17 protein-coding genes are annotated in these 21,886 nt (G+C 62.5%); 9 read left to right on the top strand and 8 right to left on the bottom strand.

Annotated features, from left to right (window positions below):
- Window positions 1–36: 36 nt before the first annotated feature.
- Both JJC00_RS32760 and JJC00_RS32755 read right to left on the bottom strand, forming a co-directional pair.
- Entirely contained in the window at window positions 37–1,275 is a 1,239-nt protein-coding gene (locus JJC00_RS32760; RefSeq protein ID WP_200469899.1) for a URC4/urg3 family protein, read from the bottom strand.
- Window positions 1,276–1,282: 7 nt separating this feature from the next.
- Window positions 1,283–2,539 carry a GTP cyclohydrolase II gene (locus JJC00_RS32755; protein WP_200469898.1) on the bottom strand — a complete coding sequence of 419 codons (1,257 nt, stop codon included), beginning with the start codon at window positions 2,537–2,539 and terminating at the stop codon, window positions 1,283–1,285.
- 386 nt (window positions 2,540–2,925) lie between these two features.
- On the opposite strand from JJC00_RS32755, the gene JJC00_RS32750 reads away from it, so the two are divergent.
- Window positions 2,926–4,053: a threonine synthase gene (locus tag JJC00_RS32750; protein ID WP_200469897.1), complete on the top strand. Its 1,128-nt coding sequence runs from the start codon at window positions 2,926–2,928 to the stop codon at window positions 4,051–4,053.
- A 131-nt stretch (window positions 4,054–4,184) separates the two neighbouring features.
- Here JJC00_RS32750 and JJC00_RS32745 read toward each other — a convergent pair whose 3' ends face one another.
- Together JJC00_RS32745 and JJC00_RS32740 are read right to left on the bottom strand one after the other, a co-directional pair.
- A complete protein-coding gene (locus JJC00_RS32745) occupies window positions 4,185–5,000 on the bottom strand; it encodes a DUF2927 domain-containing protein (RefSeq protein ID WP_200469896.1) in 816 nt (271 codons plus the stop codon).
- A gap of 146 nt (window positions 5,001–5,146) precedes the next feature.
- Complete coding sequence (locus JJC00_RS32740; RefSeq protein WP_200469895.1) at window positions 5,147–5,722, bottom strand: L,D-transpeptidase; 576 nt, start codon at window positions 5,720–5,722, stop codon at window positions 5,147–5,149.
- Between the two features lie 269 nt (window positions 5,723–5,991).
- Between JJC00_RS32740 and JJC00_RS32735 the strand changes: the two genes are divergently transcribed.
- Both JJC00_RS32735 and JJC00_RS32730 read left to right on the top strand, forming a co-directional pair.
- Complete coding sequence (locus JJC00_RS32735) at window positions 5,992–7,539, top strand: acetolactate synthase large subunit (protein WP_200469894.1); 1,548 nt, start codon at window positions 5,992–5,994, stop codon at window positions 7,537–7,539.
- Window positions 7,540–7,580: 41 nt separating this feature from the next.
- Window positions 7,581–8,099, top strand: a complete 519-nt coding sequence (locus tag JJC00_RS32730) for a hypothetical protein (RefSeq protein WP_200469893.1) — start codon at window positions 7,581–7,583, stop codon at window positions 8,097–8,099.
- Window positions 8,100–8,201: 102 nt separating this feature from the next.
- Here the strand turns inward: JJC00_RS32730 and JJC00_RS32725 are convergent, their stop codons facing one another.
- Both JJC00_RS32725 and JJC00_RS32720 read right to left on the bottom strand, forming a co-directional pair.
- Window positions 8,202–9,056: an aldo/keto reductase gene (locus JJC00_RS32725; RefSeq protein ID WP_200469892.1), complete on the bottom strand. Its 855-nt coding sequence runs from the start codon at window positions 9,054–9,056 to the stop codon at window positions 8,202–8,204.
- 636 nt (window positions 9,057–9,692) lie between these two features.
- Window positions 9,693–11,228 carry a peroxidase family protein gene (locus JJC00_RS32720; protein ID WP_200469891.1) on the bottom strand — a complete coding sequence of 512 codons (1,536 nt, stop codon included), beginning with the start codon at window positions 11,226–11,228 and terminating at the stop codon, window positions 9,693–9,695.
- Between the two features lie 580 nt (window positions 11,229–11,808).
- On the opposite strand from JJC00_RS32720, the gene JJC00_RS32715 reads away from it, so the two are divergent.
- From JJC00_RS32715 to JJC00_RS32700, 4 genes are all read left to right on the top strand, one after another.
- Window positions 11,809–12,165 carry a hypothetical protein gene (locus tag JJC00_RS32715; protein WP_200469890.1) on the top strand — a complete coding sequence of 119 codons (357 nt, stop codon included), beginning with the start codon at window positions 11,809–11,811 and terminating at the stop codon, window positions 12,163–12,165.
- Between the two features lie 165 nt (window positions 12,166–12,330).
- The gene (locus JJC00_RS32710; RefSeq protein ID WP_200469889.1) at window positions 12,331–12,798 is read left to right on the top strand and encodes a hypothetical protein; all 468 of its coding nucleotides are present in this window, start codon (window positions 12,331–12,333) and stop codon (window positions 12,796–12,798) included.
- Between the two features lie 99 nt (window positions 12,799–12,897).
- Window positions 12,898–13,380, top strand: coding sequence for a transcription elongation factor GreA (gene greA / locus JJC00_RS32705; protein WP_200469888.1), 483 nt, complete (start codon window positions 12,898–12,900; stop codon window positions 13,378–13,380).
- A gap of 117 nt (window positions 13,381–13,497) precedes the next feature.
- Window positions 13,498–14,280: a class I SAM-dependent methyltransferase gene (locus JJC00_RS32700; protein ID WP_200469887.1), complete on the top strand. Its 783-nt coding sequence runs from the start codon at window positions 13,498–13,500 to the stop codon at window positions 14,278–14,280.
- Between the two features lie 269 nt (window positions 14,281–14,549).
- Here the strand turns inward: JJC00_RS32700 and JJC00_RS32695 are convergent, their stop codons facing one another.
- On the bottom strand, window positions 14,550–15,566 hold the full coding sequence (locus JJC00_RS32695) for a DUF3592 domain-containing protein (RefSeq protein WP_200469886.1): 1,017 nt from the start codon (window positions 15,564–15,566) through the stop codon (window positions 14,550–14,552).
- A gap of 575 nt (window positions 15,567–16,141) precedes the next feature.
- Between JJC00_RS32695 and JJC00_RS32690 the strand changes: the two genes are divergently transcribed.
- Complete coding sequence (locus JJC00_RS32690; protein WP_200474309.1) at window positions 16,142–17,473, top strand: tyrosine-type recombinase/integrase; 1,332 nt, start codon at window positions 16,142–16,144, stop codon at window positions 17,471–17,473.
- Between the two features lie 756 nt (window positions 17,474–18,229).
- Entirely contained in the window at window positions 18,230–19,204 is a 975-nt protein-coding gene (locus JJC00_RS32685) for a hypothetical protein (RefSeq protein ID WP_246774004.1), read from the top strand.
- A 201-nt stretch (window positions 19,205–19,405) separates the two neighbouring features.
- On the opposite strand, the gene JJC00_RS32680 is transcribed toward JJC00_RS32685, so the two are convergent.
- Complete coding sequence (locus JJC00_RS32680; RefSeq protein ID WP_200469885.1) at window positions 19,406–21,871, bottom strand: nuclease-related domain-containing protein; 2,466 nt, start codon at window positions 21,869–21,871, stop codon at window positions 19,406–19,408.
- Window positions 21,872–21,886: the final 15 nt, after the last annotated feature.

Raw genomic sequence — 21,886 nt, 5'->3', positions numbered from 1 at the left:
ACCCTCTCCCACAAGGGGCCCACAAGGGGAGAGGGTCTAGAAAACCGTGCCGTCGCTGATCACCTTGAGCGGCGGTGAACCGTCGTGACGGCGCGCAAAAGCGATCGCCCGACCCGCGGCCCAGGTGCCGCCTTCCAGGATGCTGGCGAGCGGCAGAGACTGCGGCGTGCGGCCGAGCTTGGCGCGAACAAGTTCGGCAACACGATCCAGCAGCGCGACGGTGAGTGCGCGCCACTCGACGACGAGCAGCGAATCCACTGCATGCGCACGATCGGCATCCGCGGCGTCGCGCAGCCGCAGCACCTCGTGATCGACGAACAGGCCGCCATTGCGGTATTCGGCAAGCCCGGTCAGGCCGTCGATGTCGGTGACTTCAAATCCTGCGCGCTGGAGCGGCTCGATCAGCGAATAGCTCAGCCACTGCGACAGCTTGTGCAGCGGCACGAGGCCGGCCGTCACACCATCAGCCTTGATCGCCGGATGACGCCAGCAATCGCCGAGCGGAACGCCCGCGAGCTCGAGCCGCGAAGGCCAGATCGGTCCGAGCTGGTTCAGCACCGCGGAGAGAATCGCGGGCGCGGGGATGGCGCCGTTCGTGGCTTGCGCGGCGATATGGTCGAACAGGCCGCCCGGTCGTGGCGTGTCATGCATGCCGAAGACATCGGGGCGCGCCGCGACCTGCTTGCCCAGGCGCCGCAGCAGATCGGTGCGTCCTTCGAGGCCGAGCAGCGGATTGGCGTCGGTCGCCTGAAATGCCGACGTCAATGCGGCAAGCGGCAGTGTTGCGATCACGCCGGCATCCGCCCTGAACGGGGCGTTCGCATCGGCGGAAAAGAGACCACTGGCAAACATGTCGAGGCTCGCGAGCGCCAGCCCCTCGGATCGGCCGATGCCTTGCCCCGTCACCGCGTCGCGATAGCGCCATGTCGCACCGGCGCCGGCATCGAGCAGCACGCTGACAATGGCGAGGTCGAACTCAGCGCGCGCGCGTGCCGCGCGATCAGGCCAGGATGCTGGGTCGGCCAGCTGCGCCCAGCGGTCGATGCCGCCGAACACAAAATGCCGCCACCGCGCATGGAAGGGAATGTCCAGCGTCGGATAGGCTTTGCGCGTGACGGCCAGCACGGCGTCGGCAACGCCATCCATGCGATCGAGATCGATGGTGAAATGCGTGAGCCCGCCGTGCAGGCCGATGTCGAGCATTTGCCCGGCGCGCGCGCGGACCGCCTTTGCGGTGAGCAGCGCGCGTGCCTCTCGTTCCAAAACGTCTGCCATCAATCGATCAGTATTTTTCCAGCGAACGTCCGACCACGCCGTCGACGTCCTTCTCGGGCGCAATGTCGGTCGAGTAATAGCCGGCGGCCTTCTTCGCGGCGATCTCGACATAGGCGTCTGCCGGGATCAGCTCCGGCGGGATAGGCACGCGCTCGACGATGTCGATGCCCTGCGAGGTCAGCGCGTCGTACTTCATGTCGCTCATGGACAGGAAGCGGTCGATGCGCTTCAGGCCGAGCCAGTGGATGGTGTCGGGCATCAATTGCTGGAAGCGCGCGTCCTGGACGCCGGCGACGCATTCGGTGCGCTCGAAATAGGCGGCGGCGGCGTCGCCATCTTCCTGGCGCTTGCGCGCATTGTAGACCAGGAATTTGGTGACCTCGCCGAGCGCGCGGCCTTCCTTGCGATTGTAGATGACGAGCCCGAGTCCGCCCTCCTGCGCGCCGCGCGCGGATTCCTCGATGCCGTGGATCAGGTAGGGCCGGCAGGTGCAGATGTCGGAGCCGAACACGTCGGAGCCGTTGCACTCGTCATGCACGCGGCAGGTGATCTTGGTGCGATGGTCCGGCAGCTTGGTGACGTCGCCGAACATGTAGATGGTGGTGCCGCCGATCGGCGGCAGAAACACCTTCAAGTCCGGCCGGGTCACCAGCTCGGGGAACATGCCGGCGGTCTGCTCGAACAGCGTGCGGCGCAGCTCGGTCTCGCCGGTCGCAAAGCGTTCCGCAAGGCCGGGCAGGTACCAGACCGGATCGATCGCGATCTTCACCACCGAGACGCTGCCATTGGCGTGCACGACCTCGCCGTCGGCGCGCAGCCGCTTGGCGGCCAGCGCCTCGCGGATCTCGGGCAAATCGAGCCGCGCCCGCGTCACCGCGATGCTCGGGCGGATATCGACGCCTTCGGCGATGTCCTTGCTGAAATTCTCGGCGACGAGATGGCCCCAGGGGTCGAGCGCGACGATTTTGGCGGGATCGCGCCACTGCTCAAACGGTCCGATGGTCGCGGCCGGAAACGTGTTGGTGAGATCAGGGCGCCGGATCGGATCGAGCGCGCCGGCGGAGACGGCGAGTGCGCGATACATCGCATAGGAGCCGCCATGGCTGCCGATCACGTTGCGATCCTGTGCGCGCGACACCGTGCCGATGATCGGCCCGCGGGCGCGTGCATCGGCTGCGCCCCAGTGAATCGGAAAGGCGGCCTTGCGGCCCGGCTCCGGGTGCGAGGTGAGGCGGATGTGGTCGGTACGGTTCGCGCGGCTCATGCCAAACTCCCAAAAAGCCAACGGCCCGCCGCTCGGACGGGCCTGGCTCGCTCGCGCTGCCGGAACAGAGCCCCGGCGACGCAATCCAACATATTGTAGCGGCCAGCCACGACAGACAAGTTAATCGTATGGGGCGGGCAGGGCCGTCATTGCCAAATTCGACCAGATGGAGATATGGCGCGCCTTTCCAGTTTGCCACGTCCCGGGAGCAGTCGAATGACAGCGCTCGACCTCCGGAGATTTATATAAGGCCATGAAATATCTTAACTATTTCGTTGTCGCAAGCTTAAGGCACGCGCCCGGCGGCGGTTGCGCTGGCATCAAACTAGGCAAGGCGCAGGCAATCAGACATATCCTGCCGCTTCGGCCCCACCCTGGAGTGCGCCATGTCTGCCGCCAGTTACATCGATCCCCGCAATGGAAAGCTCTATCCGCTTCACGAGCCGCGCTGGTGCTCGGACGAGCGCACGCCGCTGCTGGTGACGCCGGTGGCGGGGATTTCGCGCGACGACATCGACGGCCGTACGCGATCGCTCTGGCGCTACCGGGCGGCGCTGCCGGTGGAGATCAAGGATCCGATTTCGCTCGGCGCGGGCTGTACGCCGCTGGTGCAGCAAGGGTGGGGCGATCTGCGGCCGTTCTTCAAGCTCGAATGGTTCAATCCGACCGGCAGCTTCAAGGACCGGGGTTCGGCGGTGATGCTGTCGTTCCTGCGGCAGATCGGCGTCGACGCCATTCTGGAGGACAGTTCCGGCAATGGCGGCTCGTCGATGGCAGGTCTCGGTGCGGCGGGCGGCATGCGCGTGAAGATTTTAGCGCCGGCCTCGACGTCGCCGGCCAAGATCGCGCAGGTGCGCGCCTACGGCGCCGAGGTGCAGCTCGTCGAGGGGCCGCGCGAGGAATCGGAGGCCGAGGCGATCAGGCAGTCGAGCCAGACTTTCTATGCCAGCCACAACTGGCAGCCGTTTTTCCTCGAAGGCACAAAATCGCTCGCCTATGAGATCTGGGAAGATCTCGGTTTTCGCGCGCCCGACAATGTCATCGTGCCCGTCGGCGCCGGCAGCAGTCTGCTCGGCTGCGCCTTCGGCTTCCGCGAGTTGTTGAGGGCGGGGCAGATTGCAAAACTGCCGCGCCTGTTCGCGGCTCAGCCGCTCAACTGTTCGCCGATCGATGCCAGCTTCAAGGCCGGCGTCGATACGCCTGTCGCGCGCGAGGTCAACAAGACCATCGCCGAGGGCACCGCGATCAAGAATCCGCTGCGGTTGCGCGAGATCATTGGCTCGCTGCGCGAAAGCGGCGGCGGCACAATTGCGCTTACCGAGGACGAGATCGTCGCCGCCTTGCGCCGTCTTGCGCGGCAGGGCCTGTTCGCCGAACCGACCAGCGCCAGCGCGGCTGCGGCGCTGGAGAAACTCTCCGCCGCCGGCGCCATCAAGGCGAACGAGACCACGGTCGCAGTCCTCACCGGCACCGGGCTGAAGGCCGCGACCACGGTCGCCGATCTCGTGCAGTAGTTTGTAGGGTGGGTTAGCCCTGCGGACTGCGCGAAGCGCAGACCGCTTGGCGTAACCCACCACTTCTCTTAACGCGAAGACAAAAGAGGTGGGTTACGCTGACGCTAACCCACCCTACGAGCTCTGGCCGCTCATTCCTTCAACTCATTCACCCGCTTCACCCAGGCGCGCACGTCGGTCAGCACGTCGGGGAGCACCGACCTCACCTCCACCACGGTCATGCCGGGCTTGATGCGGGGGTCGTAGAGCAGGTTGAGGATGTACTGGTCGTAGACGTCGAAATAGCCCATCGACACATTGTCGTTGAACATCGTCCACGGCACGCTCGCGGTGTCGTTGATCGGTCCGAGCGACTGCAGCAGTTCCTCATAGGCGCAGTCGAGGAAGGTGAAGTCGCCATTGTCGACGGTGAGGATGACGTCGGAATGCTCGATCTCGAATTGATCGTTCTTGCGGAAGCCTGACAGGCATTGCGGATCGAGCGAGGTGCGGATCTCGCGCGCCTTCTCCGCGCCGTAGAAGCTCGAGATGGTGCGATAGAGATCGCGGTCGCGCACGAGCTTCACCCGCACATTCGCCGCCTCGGCGGTGTCGGTCATGGCGATGTCGAGATGCTGCACGCGCGTGCCGATGTCGGCCACGACCTTCGCGAGTTGCGCCTTGCGGTCGGCGCGGTCGGTCTCGGCGAACACGCGCACCGGCCCGTCGAACTTGCGGATGCGGTCGACGCGGCCGGCGAGGTGATATTCGGCGCCGAAGGCGGTTTTGAAAAAACCGTCGACGATCTCGGCGTCGGTAAAGCTCTTCTTCTCGGCGCGCTGCCGTGAGGCGATCGCGGGCAGCTCGCCGGCGGTCGCGTTGGATGCGGTGTCAGGCACGCATGTGAGCGCTGCAAACGCCAGCAGGGCGAAGCGAAGGGCAGCCGAGGGCGGGACCAATGCGCTCATCGTTGCGCAACGCTGCCGTATTCGAGGCTTGCGCACAAGTCCGCATATTCACGCGCCCTGCGGGTTCCCATAGTGCGTCGCGCTTCGCCCAACCTCTCCCGCAAGCGGGAGAGGGAGCGCACCTCGTGCGTGGAGGCAATTGCGCCCTAGTTGTTGAGCACGACCACGGTGGTGCCGACCCCGACGCGGCCGTAGAGGTCGGTGACGTCGTCATTGGTCATGCGGAAGCAACCGGAGGACACCGCCTGGCCGATCGTCTCCGGCTCGTTGGAGCCGTGGATGCGGTAGAGCGTCGATCCCAGATACATCGCGCGCGCGCCGAGCGGATTCTCGATGCCGCCCTTCATGTGGCGCGGCAGGTCGGGCCGGCGCGCGACCATCTGCGACGGCGGCGTCCAATCCGGCCACTCCTTCTTGGCGGTGATCTTGTGGACCCCGCCCCAGCGGAAGCCGTCGCGGCCGACGCCGATGCCGTAGCGCAGCGCCTGGCCGTTCTGGAGCACCAGATAGAGCCGGCGCTCGGCGGTATTCACCACGATCGTGCCGGGGGCATAATTGCCGTTGTATATGACGGTGGTGCGGTGGATCGGGCTCGCGCCGCCGCCGAGATAGCCGGTGGAGCTGGTGCCTGTGAAGTCCATCATCCCCGCCGCGGATGCGTCGGCCGCGCCAGCCAGCAAGAGCGCGATTGCGGTCATCTGCGCGGCAAAAAACCGGATCATTGCTTCCCCCAATAAAAAAATCGATTCAACGAAAGCCAGAATCCATATTCGCGCACGTTCCGCAAGCCACGGGGCCGTGAGGGGGCGTCATCTCCAGCGGTTGGCGTTACCAAATCGGCAACCGCGCCAATTTACCGAAAAAGCATTAGCCAAGCCGGCAGGTCGCCATGCGGGGCAGGGCCGCAATGCCGGCTCTTGCTTTGACGGGGCCCGCGAACAATGATTGATCGGACGGATCACTGAAATAGCCGGTTGCGGGAGCAGACAGAATGAACGGTGCGGAAAGCCTGGTGCGGACGATGGTCAAGGGCGGGGTGGACGTCTGCTTCACCAACCCGGGCACCTCCGAGATGCATTTTGTCGCGGCGCTCGACCGTGTGCCGGGCATGCGCTGCGTGCTCGGCCTGTTCGAAGGCGTGGTGACGGGCGCAGCCGACGGCTATTTCCGCATGAAGGGCCTGCCTGCCTCGACCTTGCTGCATCTCGGCCCCGGCCTTGCCAATGGCCTTGCCAATCTGCACAACGCCAAGAAGGCCAATTCCGGCATCGTCAACATCGTCGGCCAGCACGCCGTCTACCACATCGGCTACAACGCGCCGCTGACCTCCGACATCGAGGGGCTGGCCCGGCCGATGTCGTCCTGGGTCCGCACCTCGCCGGATTCCAAATCGGTCGCCGCCGACGGCGCCGCCGCGATCGCCGCCGCCAAGAGCGCCCCGCCGCAGATCGCGACCCTGATCCTGCCCGCCGACACCGCCTGGAACGAGGCCGACGGCATCGCCGAGGTGCCGGCCGAGCAGCAGCGCGCCAGCTACTCGCCGCAGGCGGTCGAGCAGGCCGCAAAGATCCTGCACGGCGACGGCGAAGGCACGCTGCTCTTGATGACCGGCAGCGCGCTGAACGAGAAGGGCCTGGCGCTGGCCGAGCGCATCGCCGCCAAGACCGGCTGCACCGTGATGGGCCCGACCTTCCGTCCCAAGATGGCGCGTGGCCGCGGCCGCTATTCGATCGACCGCATTCACTACGTCATCGAGAACGCGCTGCCGATGCTGGCGAAATTCCGTCACATCGTGCTGGTCGAGTCCGACGATCCCGTGGCGTTCTTCGCCTATCCGAACAAGCCGAGCATGCTCAAGCCCGAGGGCTGCGACGTCCATCGCATGACCTCCTGGGGCGAGAATTCGGTCGCAGCGCTCGAAGCGCTCGCCGGTGCCGTGAAGGCCAGCGCCAAGGACGTCAAGCCGCAGGCGTTGCAGGAACTGGTCAAGCCGACCGGTGCGCTCACCTTCGCCTCGATCGCGCAGGCGATCGCATGTGCGATCCCCGAGAACGCGATCATGGTCGACGAATCCCTCACCACCGGCCGCGGCTTCTTCCCGCCGACGGCGGCCGCCGCGCCGCACGACTGGCTCCAGAACATGGGCGGCTCGATCGGCTTCTCGACGCCGCTGTCGATCGGCGCCGCGATCGCCTGCCCCGACCGCAAGGTCATCACCATGGTCGGCGACGGCAGCGCGATGTACACGATCCAGTCGCTGTGGACGCAGGCCCGCGAAAACCTTGACGTTGTCACCATTGTGTTCGCCAACCGCATCTACCAGATCCTGCGCGGCGAGTTCGACAATGTCGGCGCGGGCGAACCCGGCCAGCGCGCCAACGACATGCTCCGGCTCGACCGCCCGACGCTGGATTTCGTCGCGCTGGCCAAGGGCATGGGCGTGCCCGGCCGCGCCGTCACCAACGCCGACGAGTTCAACAAGGCGCTGACCGAGGCCGTCGCCGAGCCGGGGCCGCGGCTGATCGAAGTGCAGATGTAAGGGGCGCGGGCAAAACGGAGCGCCGAAGATCGGGAGGCACGATGCACACCGAGCTGAACAAGGTGATCGCGGCGCTCCGGGACTTCTACGCCCACGAGGCATTCCTGTTCGAGAAGGATATCGGCGAGCGTGCGATCACGCACCGCTTCGCCGTCTATCTCGAGCGGCAGTTTTCGGGCTGGGCGGTCGACTGCAACTACGACCGGCTCGGCGAGCGCACGCTGCATCTGCCGCATGGGACGATCATCTCGACCGACGATCATCTGGGCAAGTCGATCTACCCCGACGTCGTCGTGCACCAGCGCGAGATCCCGAACAATCTGCTCACCGTCGAGATCCGCAAGGCGAGCAATCACACCCCGCTCGATCACGACCAGCACAAGCTGATGGCGTTGACCGATCCGCACGTCTGGTTCGCCTATTGGATCGGCGTGCTGCTGGTGCTGGACAGGCACAACGTGACGATATCGGAAGTCTATGTCAGCGGCGCGGTCGATCCGGAGCTCTCGCGCTGGTTCGCGGAGCGGCTAAAGGAAAGCGGTTTCGGGCCTGCGCATTAGGGCGTGTACTCATAAACATCAGATTTCGAGGACAACGCGGGAAGTCGCTCCAGTTGGCCAGCAGCGACTGCTTATGACCCAAGGCGACCTTGGACAAAGCCTTCATTCCAAATCATTGAAGTCCTCCGGCGCAAGCTTAAGGGCGGCAGCAAGCACATTATCCTCCAGGTGGTCGATGGATCGAGTCCCGGGGATTGGCAGCATAACAGGTGATCTAGCGAGCAGCCACGCAAGGGACAAGGCTGCGTGCGTGAGCCCTAGGCGCGCGGCGACTTGCTTTACTTTGTTTGCCTTTAGACCCCGTTTGCCACCCAGCGGATACCAAGGCAGAAAAGCCAGTCCGAGACGCTCGCACGCGGCAAGTACGTCTTCGCTCGTTCGGTTACGCAGATTGTAGGGATTTTGAACCGACACAATTGGTGTGATTGCGCGCGCCGCCTCAAGCTGCGCCACAGTGACATTGGAAAGACCTATATGACGGATTTTCCCCAAGCGCCTTAGGTCGGCCAGCGTTTCCACCGACGCAATAAACGGCACATTGGGATCGGGCGCATGGAGTTGATACAAATCGATGCGTTCTAGCCGCAACCGTTGCAAGCTGCCTTCAATCGCACGCCGCAAATGCTCGGGGCGACCGTCTTCCACCCAAGAGCGACGATTTGGCCGTACCAACCCGCCCTTCGTCCCAATGACTAAGCCCGATCGATAGGGATACAGCGCCTGCGAGATCAATAATTCATTTGCTTCGGGGCCGTAACTATCCGCGGTGTCGATAAAATTCACGCCAAGCTCGACGGCGCGTTGCAGAACCCTATACGCGTGATCTCGATCCCTTGGTTTTCCCCAAGCTGAATCTCCGCATAGGCGCATTGCGCCGAAGCCCAATCGGTTAACCGTTAGGTCCCCAAGGCTAATTGTTCCAGCAACAGCTGCACCGTTTTTCTGAGACTGTTTCATCCACAACTCCAGCTCATCGAAACCACAACGTACATGCTCAGCATTCTTGGAAACAGGCGCCTTCGGCAACGCCGGTCACGGTGCGTAAACTCTAGCGGGCGACGTTGACCGTTAAGCGAACGACCAGCATAGCCGGCGGGCCTTAGGCGGCCTTTACGGCCGAAGGAGCTGCATCTACACTGGCTGAAATTGCAAATTTGTCGCGTGCGCAGCCCGAAGCCTACTAGGATTTGAGTGCGAGCTCGCGGAAGTGAATGTCTCTTCGTGGCCTGAGGCCGACATGATGCATGTCGTTTTCAATGTTGCCTTCTGAGAGCAAACCGGACGCGGCGGGTTTGCGAGTACACCCTGGAGCGGAAAGATTTTGGTTGAGTCGATGCGCGCCCAGGACGCGGTTCACCTCTCCCGTAGGGAGAGGTCGGAGCGCATCGGAGATGCGATCCGGGTGAGGGGTCCAGGTCTCACCGGGCGCCGCAGTCCCTCACTCGGATTGCTCTGGACGATGCTTCGCATCGCCAGGCGCAATCCGACCTCTCCGGGGAGAGGTGAACCACCCGACGGCAAATTTGATTTCATCACGCATGGCGAAAAGGCCGCGTGATGCGAGCGGCCTCTGCGTCATTGTCCGCCGCCGGCTCAATGCAGCGGAGCGCCTTGGCCCAGCGCATAGGACACGAAATCCTTCAGCGCGAAATCGGAGCCTGTCACAGGTGCCCAGTGCGGATCCAGCGACAGCAGGGAGGAATTGTCGCCGAACATCATGCCGAGGAAGACTTCGGCGACGATGCGCCCGCCCACCGGGCCGAGCTGAGGGGTCTTGATCGTGCTCGGTCCGCCCGTGGCGGGAATCGTGACCGAGGCCTGATTGTAGCGCGCTTCGGCGAGGATGTAGGTCCAGAGCGGACAGTTCCCCGCGAACACGCCGTTCGCGATGGTTGCGATCTTGGTCTGCGGATCGTCCGGTCCGGGCTCATCGACGGCCTTGCCGATGATGATCTGGTCGTCCGTCAGTGGCGTCAGGTGCATCGCTCTTGCGACCGCCTGGCCGGACGGCAGCTTGAGCGCCCAGCTCCGCTCCAGGTTGCGCAACGCGAGCGAGGCCGGGTTGGAGGCGACTTCCGGCGGCAAATGGCCGAGCGGGTCGACCAGAGCCGTGTCGATGCGATAGGCGAACTGAAGCCGCTTCTTGTTGTCGGGATTGTTGTCGGCGTCCGGGACGCCAAAGGCACGCTTGTCGATGTCGATGAAGCGACCCCAGTCGATCGCGCGTCCGGGGCCCATCGCGCGGAAGCCGGTCAGCGCGTTCTGGTCGGGATTGCTCGGGTCCGGGAATATCCCGAGCAGCATGTTGTCGGCGTCGTTCAGACGATAGCCGGGACGGATCATCGAATGTCCGAGCCGGTAGGCCGCCACCGAAAACTCGACCGGCATGAACGGAAAAGTCTTCCAATGGTAGTAGGCGAGCTTGCTGCGATCGTAGCGGCCGTTGGTCTTGAGATCGTTCAGCACGCTGGCGTGGACGATGCGTGGCAGGAAGTCGTTCAGCACGACGTATTGATAATGGAATCTGACGCGCTGCTGCACCGCCTCGAACGAGAGACTGTCATTGTCGTCGACCATGCGGTTGTGGAATCGCAGCATCAGTCCCTGAAACTGGGACACGATGCTGTTCTCGTCGTTGCGGGGATCGCCGATCAGCGCGCGACCCTTGAAGCGCGGCAGGTCGCTTGCGTCGGGTACGCCCTGGCCACTCAGAGTCTCGCCGAGGCGGAGCTTGATGCCGTCATACAGATAGGGCTGATCGCTCGGCCCGCGGCCGTAGAGATTGTCGAGATCGAACGACGGCGTACGGAAGTCGACCAGGCCGTCCGGATCCTGCTGCTTGGTGAGCGAGCTCACGGGATCGAAGGTGATGTCGTGGTCGACGAATTGGCCGAAGTAAGTGTAGAGCGCGGGAATGCCGCTCTCTTCCGCATCCGGCCCGTCTTTTGGGGCATCGAATTTGGCGACCATTTTGTCGGCGAGTGCCGCGAGATTGCCGACGGTGTCGGCCTCGTTCGGGCCGAATTTCGCGGGCGTCAGGTTGCGGAATATGCGGCCGAAGCGGCCTTGTGACAGCGGCGAACGGGTGGCGTTCAGACCGCGCGGCATAATGGCGTGACGACTGCTCATAAAGTACCTCCATGAAAAGTTACGACGGCAGGCAATTAAAGCTAAAGTTGTTCGTCATAAAATATGCATGTGAGGCTAGATCGCGGAATTCGGCGTCGCAATGCGCTGGTTCACAGATCACGCGACGTCGATGCGATTCCAAGAGGCAGCGTTGCCATCAAGCTGCGGATGCGTTTCGCAAATTTTTCCCGCAACGATGCCGAATAACATTCTCGTCATCGAAAATCGCGACGCGAAGCAATGTCAGCTTCGCCGACCTAATCGGCGAAGCGATTTGTCGTGGCGAACATGTATTCGCGTAAAAATTGCAGCGGCGTGCGTATGCGGCCTCGTCAATAGTCGCGTTGTATCAGTCGGGCCTCGCGCGTGCCGGGACTCGTCCGACACATTGTCGTCCGCGTCTTGGTATCGCAGCGCGCGCTGCGTTCGGCATCCGCCTATGATGACGCAAGCCGTCCTGGGCATGTGATCTCGGCCACAGATTGCGGCCCGGGTCCCCCCTATCTTCTGCGGACTTGCACGCGTCGATCCCGCGGGACTACGTTTCCGTCACTGGGGATCAGGCATTTTGGAGGTTCTGATGCAAAAATCATATTTGCTGGCTGCGACTGCGGCACTGGCGCTCATCATGCAGACACCGCTCGCGCTGGCGCAGACCGCGCCCGCCGCAGGCGGTACGCCGCCGGCCGCCGCTGCCACCACGACTGCGCCTGCTGCGACCACTGCGCCGGCCGCCACCTCCACGCCGGCTGCAACCACCGACAATTCGACGGCGCCGGCCGGCTCGAAGAAGAGTGCCGAGAAGAAGCCGGCGAAGAAGAAGATGACGCGGCAGCAGGAGATCGACCATTCGGTCGACAGCGGCACCGTTCCGGCGCGCTATCGCAGCTCCGTGCCGAAGCAGTACCAGCAATATATTCCGTTCGAGAAGCAGTGACCGATCGCACCGCGGCGCGAAGGGCTCCCCGTCTTGCGCCGCGGTGGAACCAGACGGAAACCTTGCAACGGAAGCCATGCAGCAGCGATGGCGTGATCTGATCGGCTGACCCTGTGGCGGTCTCCGGTTCCGGTGTTAGACTGGGCCAAGTCGGGGGAAGCCGTGATGAGTGACGACGCGAAGGATGCTGGCCTTGTGGCCATGATCAGCAGCATCCTGGGAGGCAACAAGCGCGCAGAGGCCGCCAGCCGGCCGCCGCTTGCTGACTTCATGCCGGCCGCACCGACAGCGGAGGTGGCGCAAATCCCGGAAGCGAAGTCTCCGAAGCTCCAGGGTGCATCCGATCAAGCGGGCGCGGCTCCGAAGCTGGTTGCGCCCGGTCCACCCCTGACTCCGGACGGCAAGCGGCTTCTGCCGGCGGACGCAATTGCCGATCTCGTGCTCGGCGAGCTGCGCAAGATCGAGGATTTTCCGGTGTCCGGCGTCTCGGTGACGGTCTACGGCTATCGGCACTGGAACGCGATGATCACCTTCGCGCCGTTCTCGACCACGTTCCAGAACGCGACCCGGTTCCGTCAGGCCCTGCCCGACCTCATCTTCAAGCTGCGCCGTTTCGTCGAACTTGAGATATAGTGAGGGATGATCGCCGGCGGCCCGGTGCGGTTCATTTCGGTGGATCGCGGTGTGATGGCGCGGTGGTCACTCCAAAAACTGTTCGACAGGATATTCGAATTGAGCGTCGCCTTTACCAAAGAAGAGAGCGCCGAGACCGCCTCCGAGACACTGTTGCCGGATCGCCCGATCTCGCCGCATCCGAACCTCGTGACGGAGGCAGGCTTGCAGGCGCTGCAGAAGCAGCTCCAAGAAGCGCGCGAGGCCTATGAAGCTGCGCAAGCCATCGATGACGTCAACGAGAAGCGCCGGCAGTCGGCGGTGCCCTTGCGCGACGTGCGCTATCTGACCGAACGGCTGCGCACCGCGCAATTGGTGCCCAAGCCGGCGTCGACCGATGTTGTCGCCTTCGGAAGCACGGTGACCTTCAGCCGCACGGACGGCCGCGTGCAGACCTACCGCATCGTCGGGGAGGACGAAGCCGATCCGAAGGCCGGGTCGATCTCGTTCGTTTCGCCCGTCGCGAAGTCGCTGATGGGGAAGGCCGTCGGCGACGTCGTCGGCTCGGGAACACAGGAGATCGAACTCGTCGAGATCGCGTAGCGATCCGGGCTGCCCGTTTCATCCCGCTGTCAAGCAAAAACCTTAAGTTGCCCTAAATTCGGAACGATCCTAGCATTTGGAGCTGTCGGGCAACTCTGCATGAAGCGAGGTTCGATAATGTCGTTGAGCAAGGCCTTCAATGAGCGACTAACGGAACTGAAATTCCATCCTGCCGTTCTCGCGGTCAGGCAGATCAAGAAACGGCTGGCCGATAGCGGGCCGGCACTGCGCCTCAAGTTCAATACCCAAAAGCGCGACGAGATCATCGGGGAGTACCAGCGCGGATCGAGCGTGCAGGACGTCATTGATTTCACCAAGCACCATATGGGCACGGGCTCCTGCCAGATCGAGACGGAGATCTCGTCGGCCCTCGACTACATCGCGGCGTCCGCTCCGAAGCTCGTGGTTGAAATCGGCACGCTGAACGGCGGAACCTCGCTCCTGTTCGGACGGTTTCTTCCCACGATGGAGACGATGATCTGCATCGATCTGCACGTGAAGAACAAGGAAATGCTGAAGCTGCTTGCGACGCCGAAGCAGCAATGGACCTTCTTCGACATGCCGTCCTACGCGGATGATACCGTCAAACGGATCGAGAAGTTTCTCAATGGCCGTTTGATCGACGCGTTGTTCATCGACGGCGATCATCGCTACGAAGGCGTCAAGCAGGACTTTCTCTGCTACCGGCATTTCGTTCGCGAAGGCGGCATCATCCTGTTCCACGACATCTGCGAGTCCAGCGGCGACACCAGCGCCTGGGCCGGCGGCGTCCCGCAGCTATGGCGCGAATTGTCGCCGCACTACGAGCACAGGGAGTTCATCCAAAACCGCAGCCAGGAAGGTTTTGGCATCGGCGCGTTGAAATATACCAAGGCCGCAAACCCATTCCCGTCGGCGTGATGCCGGCGTAGTGGATCCGCGTTGTCACTAGAGAGGACGAAGCGGCCCCGAAAGACGGGGCCGCTCTCGTTTGTCGCTGAGCTCGCGAAGTCGTCGATCGGCAAAGCCGTCGGCAACGTTGCCGGTGCGGGCACGCAGGAGATCGAGAGTCTGTCGATCGCGCATTGCGCTGTTAGCGGAGATGGCGGTCGCCGGTCGCCGCTGTGCTATTGAGCGCCATGACACGAGAGAACATTTTGCTACAACGCCTTGCTCGAAATCCGCCACTATCAGGTGCGTGTCGCCGCATTGACCCAGTGGCCGTGCGTGAACAGCCACATGAACAACACGCCGGCCAAACCGAACGCCAGACCGAAGATCAGCGGCAGTGCCGCGCCGTCCCGGTTTGCGGGATCGAGTACGGCGACATCGGGCGACGCTGGATTATAGTAGACCTTCACACCCCGTCCGGCGGGATAGCGAGCGACAACGCCCTGGGCGTATTTAGGCGAGCCGGAGCCAACGATCCCGCCGACCTTCCACGTATCGGCAGTGTAGTAAGCGTCGCCGACATGGTAGGCGAAGCGGATGTCGGGGCGGTAGGTCGTGCTTTCGGTTTCATGGCCATCGTCGTCACGGGATCGTTCGATATCTTCGATGATGTCCGAGCTGACGATCTTGCCCGGAATGGCCGGCCATGATGCGCTCGCCTTGAAATCGCGACGCTGGTTGAAATAGGCCACGAAGGCGCCGGCGGCGACCAGCAGCGCGGCCGAAGGCAGACCAAGCACGAACATCGGAAGTCCGTTCGGCATCATGATCATCTTGCCGGCAATGGCGTGCGCGGTGAGGATGCCCGCGATCGCGGTGAACAAAATGACGAAGACGACAATCGTCGGCCGCGTGACACTGTCCTTCTTGTCCAGCGCAGAGCGCGCCGGATCGGCCGGATCGTAGTAGACGTCGACGTCGCGGCCTTCCGGATATTTCTTGATGAGTGCCTTGGCAATCAGGCCGCCGGCGCGGATCTTGCCGCCGATCTGAAACCCGTCGCCTTCGTAGTCCTTGCCACCGACACGATAGCGATAGCGCATGACGGCGCCCGCTTCCGCGGGATCAAGACCCGACGGGTGGGTCGGCGCTACGCCAAGCCTGGAAGCCGTGATCTTGCCCTGCGCGACCGACCAACGGCGTTGCGCGGAGCTGTCTCCGACCGACCTGTAAAGGGCGCGTAGCTGACCGATGGCGATCAACCAGCAGACGGCGGCAATAACGATGGTCCAGATCAAGGCGGTCGAGGAAAGCATCTTGGGCTCCGATAGGTGGCCGCCCTTGGTCGCGCCGGCTACGCCATCGGTTCACGGAGCAGGATCGGCCCTCGACGCGAGGCCTCGTCTCGGATGATGCCATCGTGCCGCTGTTTTGCCCGGTGTCAATCGGATTTCGGAAAAAACGTAAGCCATTGATCCGATTGATGTCGGCTACTGTGCATGGGGTTGTTTTCGACGTTTCGATCGGACGGGTAGCGAAAGCCGCCACGCCTCTGGGATCGTCCGCAACCAATGGGGTTCAGGATGATGAATGGTGGGCGCACAAGGGATCGAACCTTGGACCTCTCCCGTGTGAACCACAATATGTAGACCCGAGCTAGCCAAATCTGGCCATAGTTGAGATGTAAAAAATCCCGTAGTTGTTGGGGGTTGTGGCCCTGTAGGGCCATAAGAGCCCATAGGTGACCTTGCTACATTTTGTATGCCCCCATTGTGCCCGCCATGGATTTTCCCTTGGGGCACAAAAACGGGGGAGGTCTGAGGCCCGGTTCTGTTCGAGGGCTGACCGCTCCTTGCGGGGCATACCCGGGCACAGAGAGAGGGAAGGGATCATGACGGAGCCGGCCAACCAGCTGACACTCACCGATGCGGTGATCCGCAACGCAACGCTGCCGCCGGGTAAAGCGCAGCATTATCTCCATGACGACAAGCTGCCGGGCCTCGCCTTGCGCATGCGCGCCAGCGGCGGCCGGACCTGGGTCTACCTCTTCACCAAGCCCGGGGTGAGGGGGACCCAGCGCAAGACCCTCGGCGCGTGGCCCAAATATAATGAGAAGGCCGCGCGCAAGGCTGCCACCATCGCCGCAGGCGAGGTCGTCAAGGGCTTGGACCCGAACGACGCGAAGCGCGAGGCGAGGCGGCAACAGGCAGCCGAGAAGCAGCGCACCACGCTCGCGACCCTCATTGTTGAAGACGGTCCCTACCAGACGTCCTTGACCGAACGTCAAGTCGTCAACTGGAAGCCCGCAATGTCGGCGCTGCGGCGCGGGCTCAAGGATCACGCTGAAAGCGGTGTGGGGGACCTGACGCGACGGCAGATCATGGCTGCGGTCGACAAGATTGCCAAGACCGGCAAGCGCGGTGCAGCCAAGGACTTGCGCAAGCACGTGCATACCTTCCTCGAATGGTGCGTCGGCGAGGGCTATGTCGAGCACAACGTGCTCGCCGGCTATCGCGCGCCCAAGGAAACCCGCGCGCAAAGGGTCGGACGCCGAACGAAGGGTCGCGCGCTGACCGATGAGGAAATCGTCAAGGTCTGGGATGCATGCGGCAAGCTCGGGGCTTTCGGCCTCCTGGCACGCATGTGCCTGCTTGGTGGCCCGCGCCGCAGCGAGCCTACCATGATCGAGTGGCGAAAGCACATCATGGACGACCGTATCACCTTCGATGCGGCGTGGACCAAGATGGGGCTGCACCACGATGTACCGCGCACTCACCTAGTTAACGAGGTGCTCGCGGCCGCGAAACATTTCCAGCGGGCAACCTCCGACTATGTCTTCCCGTCACCGAAGACCGGCGGCCAGATGTCCGGCTTCACCAAGATGGTCAACCGCCTGGTCAAGGAAGCGATCGTCGCCAAGTTCACCATGCATGATCTAAGGCGCAGCTTGCGCACCATCATGTCACGCTGTGGTTACGACAACGAAATCCAGAGGTTGTGTGTTGGGCAAAAGCCAAGCGGAATCGATCAGGTCTACAATCACGACGAACAGTGGATCATCCGCAAGATGGCGTTCGAAGCGGCTCACGACTACATTGCGGAGTTGGTCGGCGCGAAACGGGTCGGCAAAGTCGTGCGCCTTCAGCGGACGAACCCGCTTGACCCGATCAAGGCCGAGCTCCTCGGCCGTCTCCGTGAGCACTATGCGGCTGAGGCGTCTTAGAGGTTTTGTCGCACTTGGCCAGATAGTCACGCACCGAATCAACACGATAGAGTGGCCGGCCGTCGACGTAACGCCATTTCAGGGGGTGGTTCGGATCGCGCCGCCACTGCTCCAGTGCGCCGGGCGTGCGACGGATGACCGCGGCTGCCTCTAGTGCAGTCAGATTGGAGCTGCCCGGCAGGGTATCGATGTCGAACGTTGCCGGCGGCGGCATACCGCGGTTACTGCGTCGGCGCTTCGTCCCACACGGCATCTTGGGGCAACCTGGCGTCCCAAATATCTCGATCCGAGTCTCTTCGTTCGTGCAGCCCATGTCTTCGCCCCGATCGGTCCGAGGCAGTAGGATGGTACGCTTCCTCAGAAAGAAAGAAATCGAGTGGACAGGTAGAGCTGCTGGGTAACTGTGGCGTACAAATAGGACGAGCCGGTTCGGCTGCCTTGGGGCGACGGGAGCACTTCTCGCTTTCACTCCGACCTCGCCTCATAACCTGAAGGTCGCAAGTTCAAATCTTGCCCCGCAACCAAGATTTTTTTAGTCAACTCGGTCAGTAACCCGCCATCGAGGGGCCTTCCATGCGTTGCAGGACCGTAACGCGCGTTGCCGTCGATGAGGTCAAAAACCATTTTATCTCAACGCGTTACTCGCTGCCCTTTCGTGCGTTACTTCTCGTTCCCCAATTCTGATGGTCTCAAAATGGTCCCAAAAAACACGCGGTCTCCGCGGTCACCGATGATAGTTTTGGAGCGCCTTCACTTGTGGCCGAGCGCATCGTGACAACTGCTGGTCCTCTCTTTCGAAACGCCGTCGAGTCGCTTCAGCTCGGCATCGAGGACTATGGCGCGAATGATCCCAAGCGCGCTCTTTCTGCAGTCCGAAATTTCTACGCGGGCGTGTTGCTACTCGCAAAAGAAGTGCTGGTGCGCGCGGCGCCGAACGCCGATCCCAAGGATGTTCTGGGCGCGCGTTATGAGCCGGTGCCCGACGGCTTGGGCGGCATCACCTATGACGCAAGCGACCGCACCATCGACTTCAGTGAGATCGGCAAGCGCTTCAAGAGCTTCGGTTTGAAAATAGACCAGGCTGCGCTCAACGATCTCAACCGTATCCGCAATGATATCGAACATCTTTACACGAATACGAACCCGCAAACGGTCCGTGAAGCGATTGCCACTGCATTTCCGGTAGTGGTCGACCTTTTCCGACTGGTCGGCGAAAGCCCTCGTGCAGCCCTAGGGGACAGTTGGCTTGCGATGCTGGAGGTGAAGGCATTCCACGACCGAGAACTTGCCGAGTGTCACAAGAGCTTCGATGGCGTCGATTGGAAGTCGGTCGCGTTGGGCGAGGCAGCAATGCTCTGCCCTGAATGCGGCTCGCACCTTGTCTTCCGCAAGGATACGTCGAAGACCCACGTTCAATACGCCGATGCGGTATGCCGCGCCTGTGGTGCGGAAATCGCGGCTGAAAAGCTTGTCGAGGCTGCGCTCGAAGCACATTTCGAAGTTGAGGCACACGTTGCTGTGAAGGACGGAGGCGATCCGCCGCTCAATATCTGTCCGGAATGCGGTGTGACCGCTTATATCACGTGGAACGAAGAGAACGGCTGCGCGTGGTGCGAAACCACACTGGAGGAATGCGGTCGGTGCGGCGTTGGATTGACGCCGGACAACGTGTCGGATGCGAATTCGACCCTCTGCTCATACTGCGATCATTTGATGTCGAAGGACGACTAGTCGGTATTCTGGATGCTACCTCAGCCCAAGTCAGATCTGGATGAAGACAATCGGGCTATCGACCGGGAAGGCGTCGAGTGGCGATCCCTTTTTCACCTTGCCGAGGGACTGTACCTGGAAAGCCTATATCGGCCGCCAGGGCGACGATACTTGTGCTCACCGGCGGAAATGTTCGAACATGGGCGGATCCGAAATGCGAATTCAAAACTGAAAGTCATCGATCGCGTCCAGCATAACGGTTTGCCCGTCTGCGAGTTGTCCGGCCGCAAAGAAGTTCATGGGCTGGGGAGCGTCCACCACGAGCAGGCCACGCACCTCTGGAGGGGAGTTCAGCTTGAGCCGTGAGCACAGGGCCTTGGCGTTGCTCCTCATGAATTCGACTCGTCGCATATGACGGAGCATCTTGTCTGGCGCTTCGCGGCCCTTGCTGCCGCGGGTCATGCGGCCGCGGTACTCGGAGAGACGTGATGCGATTTCAGTTTCCGTGCGGCAAAGCCTGAGGTTCTTTGCCTCGATAACCCACACGCGACGTCGATCCGGGCTAATAGCGAGCACATCGATGTTTCCGAGCGCGGGATCAACCTTCATGTTGAGCGCCCACGAAAGCGCCCGGCGCGTCCACACGTCCAAGCCGAGCTTACGCAGACGGTCTCCAACGTCGTCTTCAAACCGCTCGCCCATGGCATGGCCTTGCGAACCCGCATAGGCGCGCGTGGCGTCCGACGTCCAATACGTATTGTTGAGCGTTCCTTCCCTCAGCCCCGCGAAGGAGTACATGCAGCCGTCGCTGACGAATATAGGCGCAATGAGGATCAGAGGGTCGGTGCTGTCGTCAAGCGCCACGAAGGGGCGATTGATGATTGAGTAAGGGCGGTCGAAACGGCTCAGATTGAAGTCCGCTTCCGACAGGCCCGCCGAAACATCCAGCCAATGCGCGCGGCTTGGCAGCGTGAGGCGCTTCAAGAAGGCGCTAACGTCATCGGATGGGAAGTCCTTGTCCCCGTTCAGGACGTTCGCCAGCTCGCTCCGTCGCATCGTGAAGACGCCGTCATGTCGAGCCTCCGCCATGCGGGCGAGCGCGTATTGCAGATTGATGAAACTGTCTACCGGGGTGTGATATTCCGTTTCGATGGCCGCGCACAGCGCGGGCGTCCAGGCGCTTTGTTCGCTGGGCTCGCCTGGCTGCTCCCGCGACCTGCGGCGAAGGTAGGATTCCGCCGCGTCGTCCAAAACGCGCCGGTTCATCAATTCTACGGTTGGCCGCAAGACCGTCGTCTGCACGGAATGGTCACTCAAGAGATCGCCGGCTGGACTGATCCGAAGCTCAGGTTCGTGCAGGCCCGCGCCGATCAACGCAAAGAGCCGTCCGCTTCCGACGATCAACAAAGCCAACGCGAAGAGTTCGTCCAAATCGTCCCGATACGGCATAAGGCCGCCGGTGGTCGCCGCTTCGCATGCCGCAATTTCACAGATGGTCTTGGCGGCGCGGGCGACGGAATTGACGCCGTTCTGCCGCTTGAATGCCGCGACATCGGCGGCCGTGCCGCGAATGGCACGTATGGCGCGAATGGTCGAGCGCCACTGCTCCTGCTCGGCGCGGGCAGCCTGATACTGGCCGGCGCATGCCATGACGAGCTCTTGCCGGTTCATGACGCGAATGCGAGCGGTCAATTCCGCAAGCAGCGTCGACCTGTAATTGGCAAGAAAATCCTTGCAGTTGTCTTCCCCCGTGACCTCGAGGCCGCGTGACCGATCCCAGAACGTCCAGACCGACTGGCATTTGGCAAGGGAATGCGCCGAAAGCGATGGCTCGCGCATGGCGCCGATAAGTCCCGCGCCGGCAAGATAATCGAGCGGCGTGAGGGACTCTCGAATATGCAGCCAGCGCCAATCGGCCGATCCGATGGCCGCGCGCACCGCCTCTGCCAGAACGGCGCGTGTTACGGCACCCGGGGCAGCCAGCCCCTCCAGAACAGCTGCGATCAACTCCACTTCGGCATCGTTCGCTGCCGCGCCCAGTTGCTGAAGCCATGCCTCGGCAACATCAACCCGTGCCGCGATGCCGTCCGCTGCCCGGCGGACGGTCAAGGCATCGCGCGCATGCTGCCGTCCGAGCCCGGCGGGATCGATTGGTTCGCCCCGCAATCGCGGCGGTATGATAACCTCGACCATGCGCGGGCCGTCCGGGAAGGTATGATCCAGTTTAGTAATGAGGATTGACCCGACTGCCGCGATCCATTGAAAGAGCGCGTGCCAGACGCGATAGCGCCAATTCCGGTCGGGGGATCCGCTTTCAGAGCACTCAAGCCACCAGACGTGATGCCCGAAAACGCTGACACCGAGTAGCCGATTTTGCCGGGCGTCCTCCAGGCTTGCGTAAATCGGCTTGAGGTCTGAGGGATTGTCCCAATCGAGGCGCTGGACAACCTTGAAGCCCGCCGGCAGCGTTGGCAGTGCCCGCACATCGAGGTGCCGGGCGGCCTCTTGCCGTGGAACGAGCAGTTCATCAGTAGGAAGCGATAACGAGCACGGCGGCTCGATTTGCGCCAAGTGCTCCGGAATCAGATTGCCATCCGTCGTCCGCCAAAAGCCGAAGAGATTGGCGATGCCGTTGAGGTATTGAAAGGTGAAGCCATCCTGCTCCAGCAGGGTGAGCTGTTGAAGCATCCGAAGAATGCTCCT

The sequence above is a fragment of the Bradyrhizobium diazoefficiens genome (assembly GCF_016616885.1).
Classification (GTDB): domain Bacteria; phylum Pseudomonadota; class Alphaproteobacteria; order Rhizobiales; family Xanthobacteraceae; genus Bradyrhizobium; species Bradyrhizobium diazoefficiens_F.
Note: the sequence above shows the minus strand (reverse complement) of the source record. Positions and strands in the feature narration are given on the sequence as shown.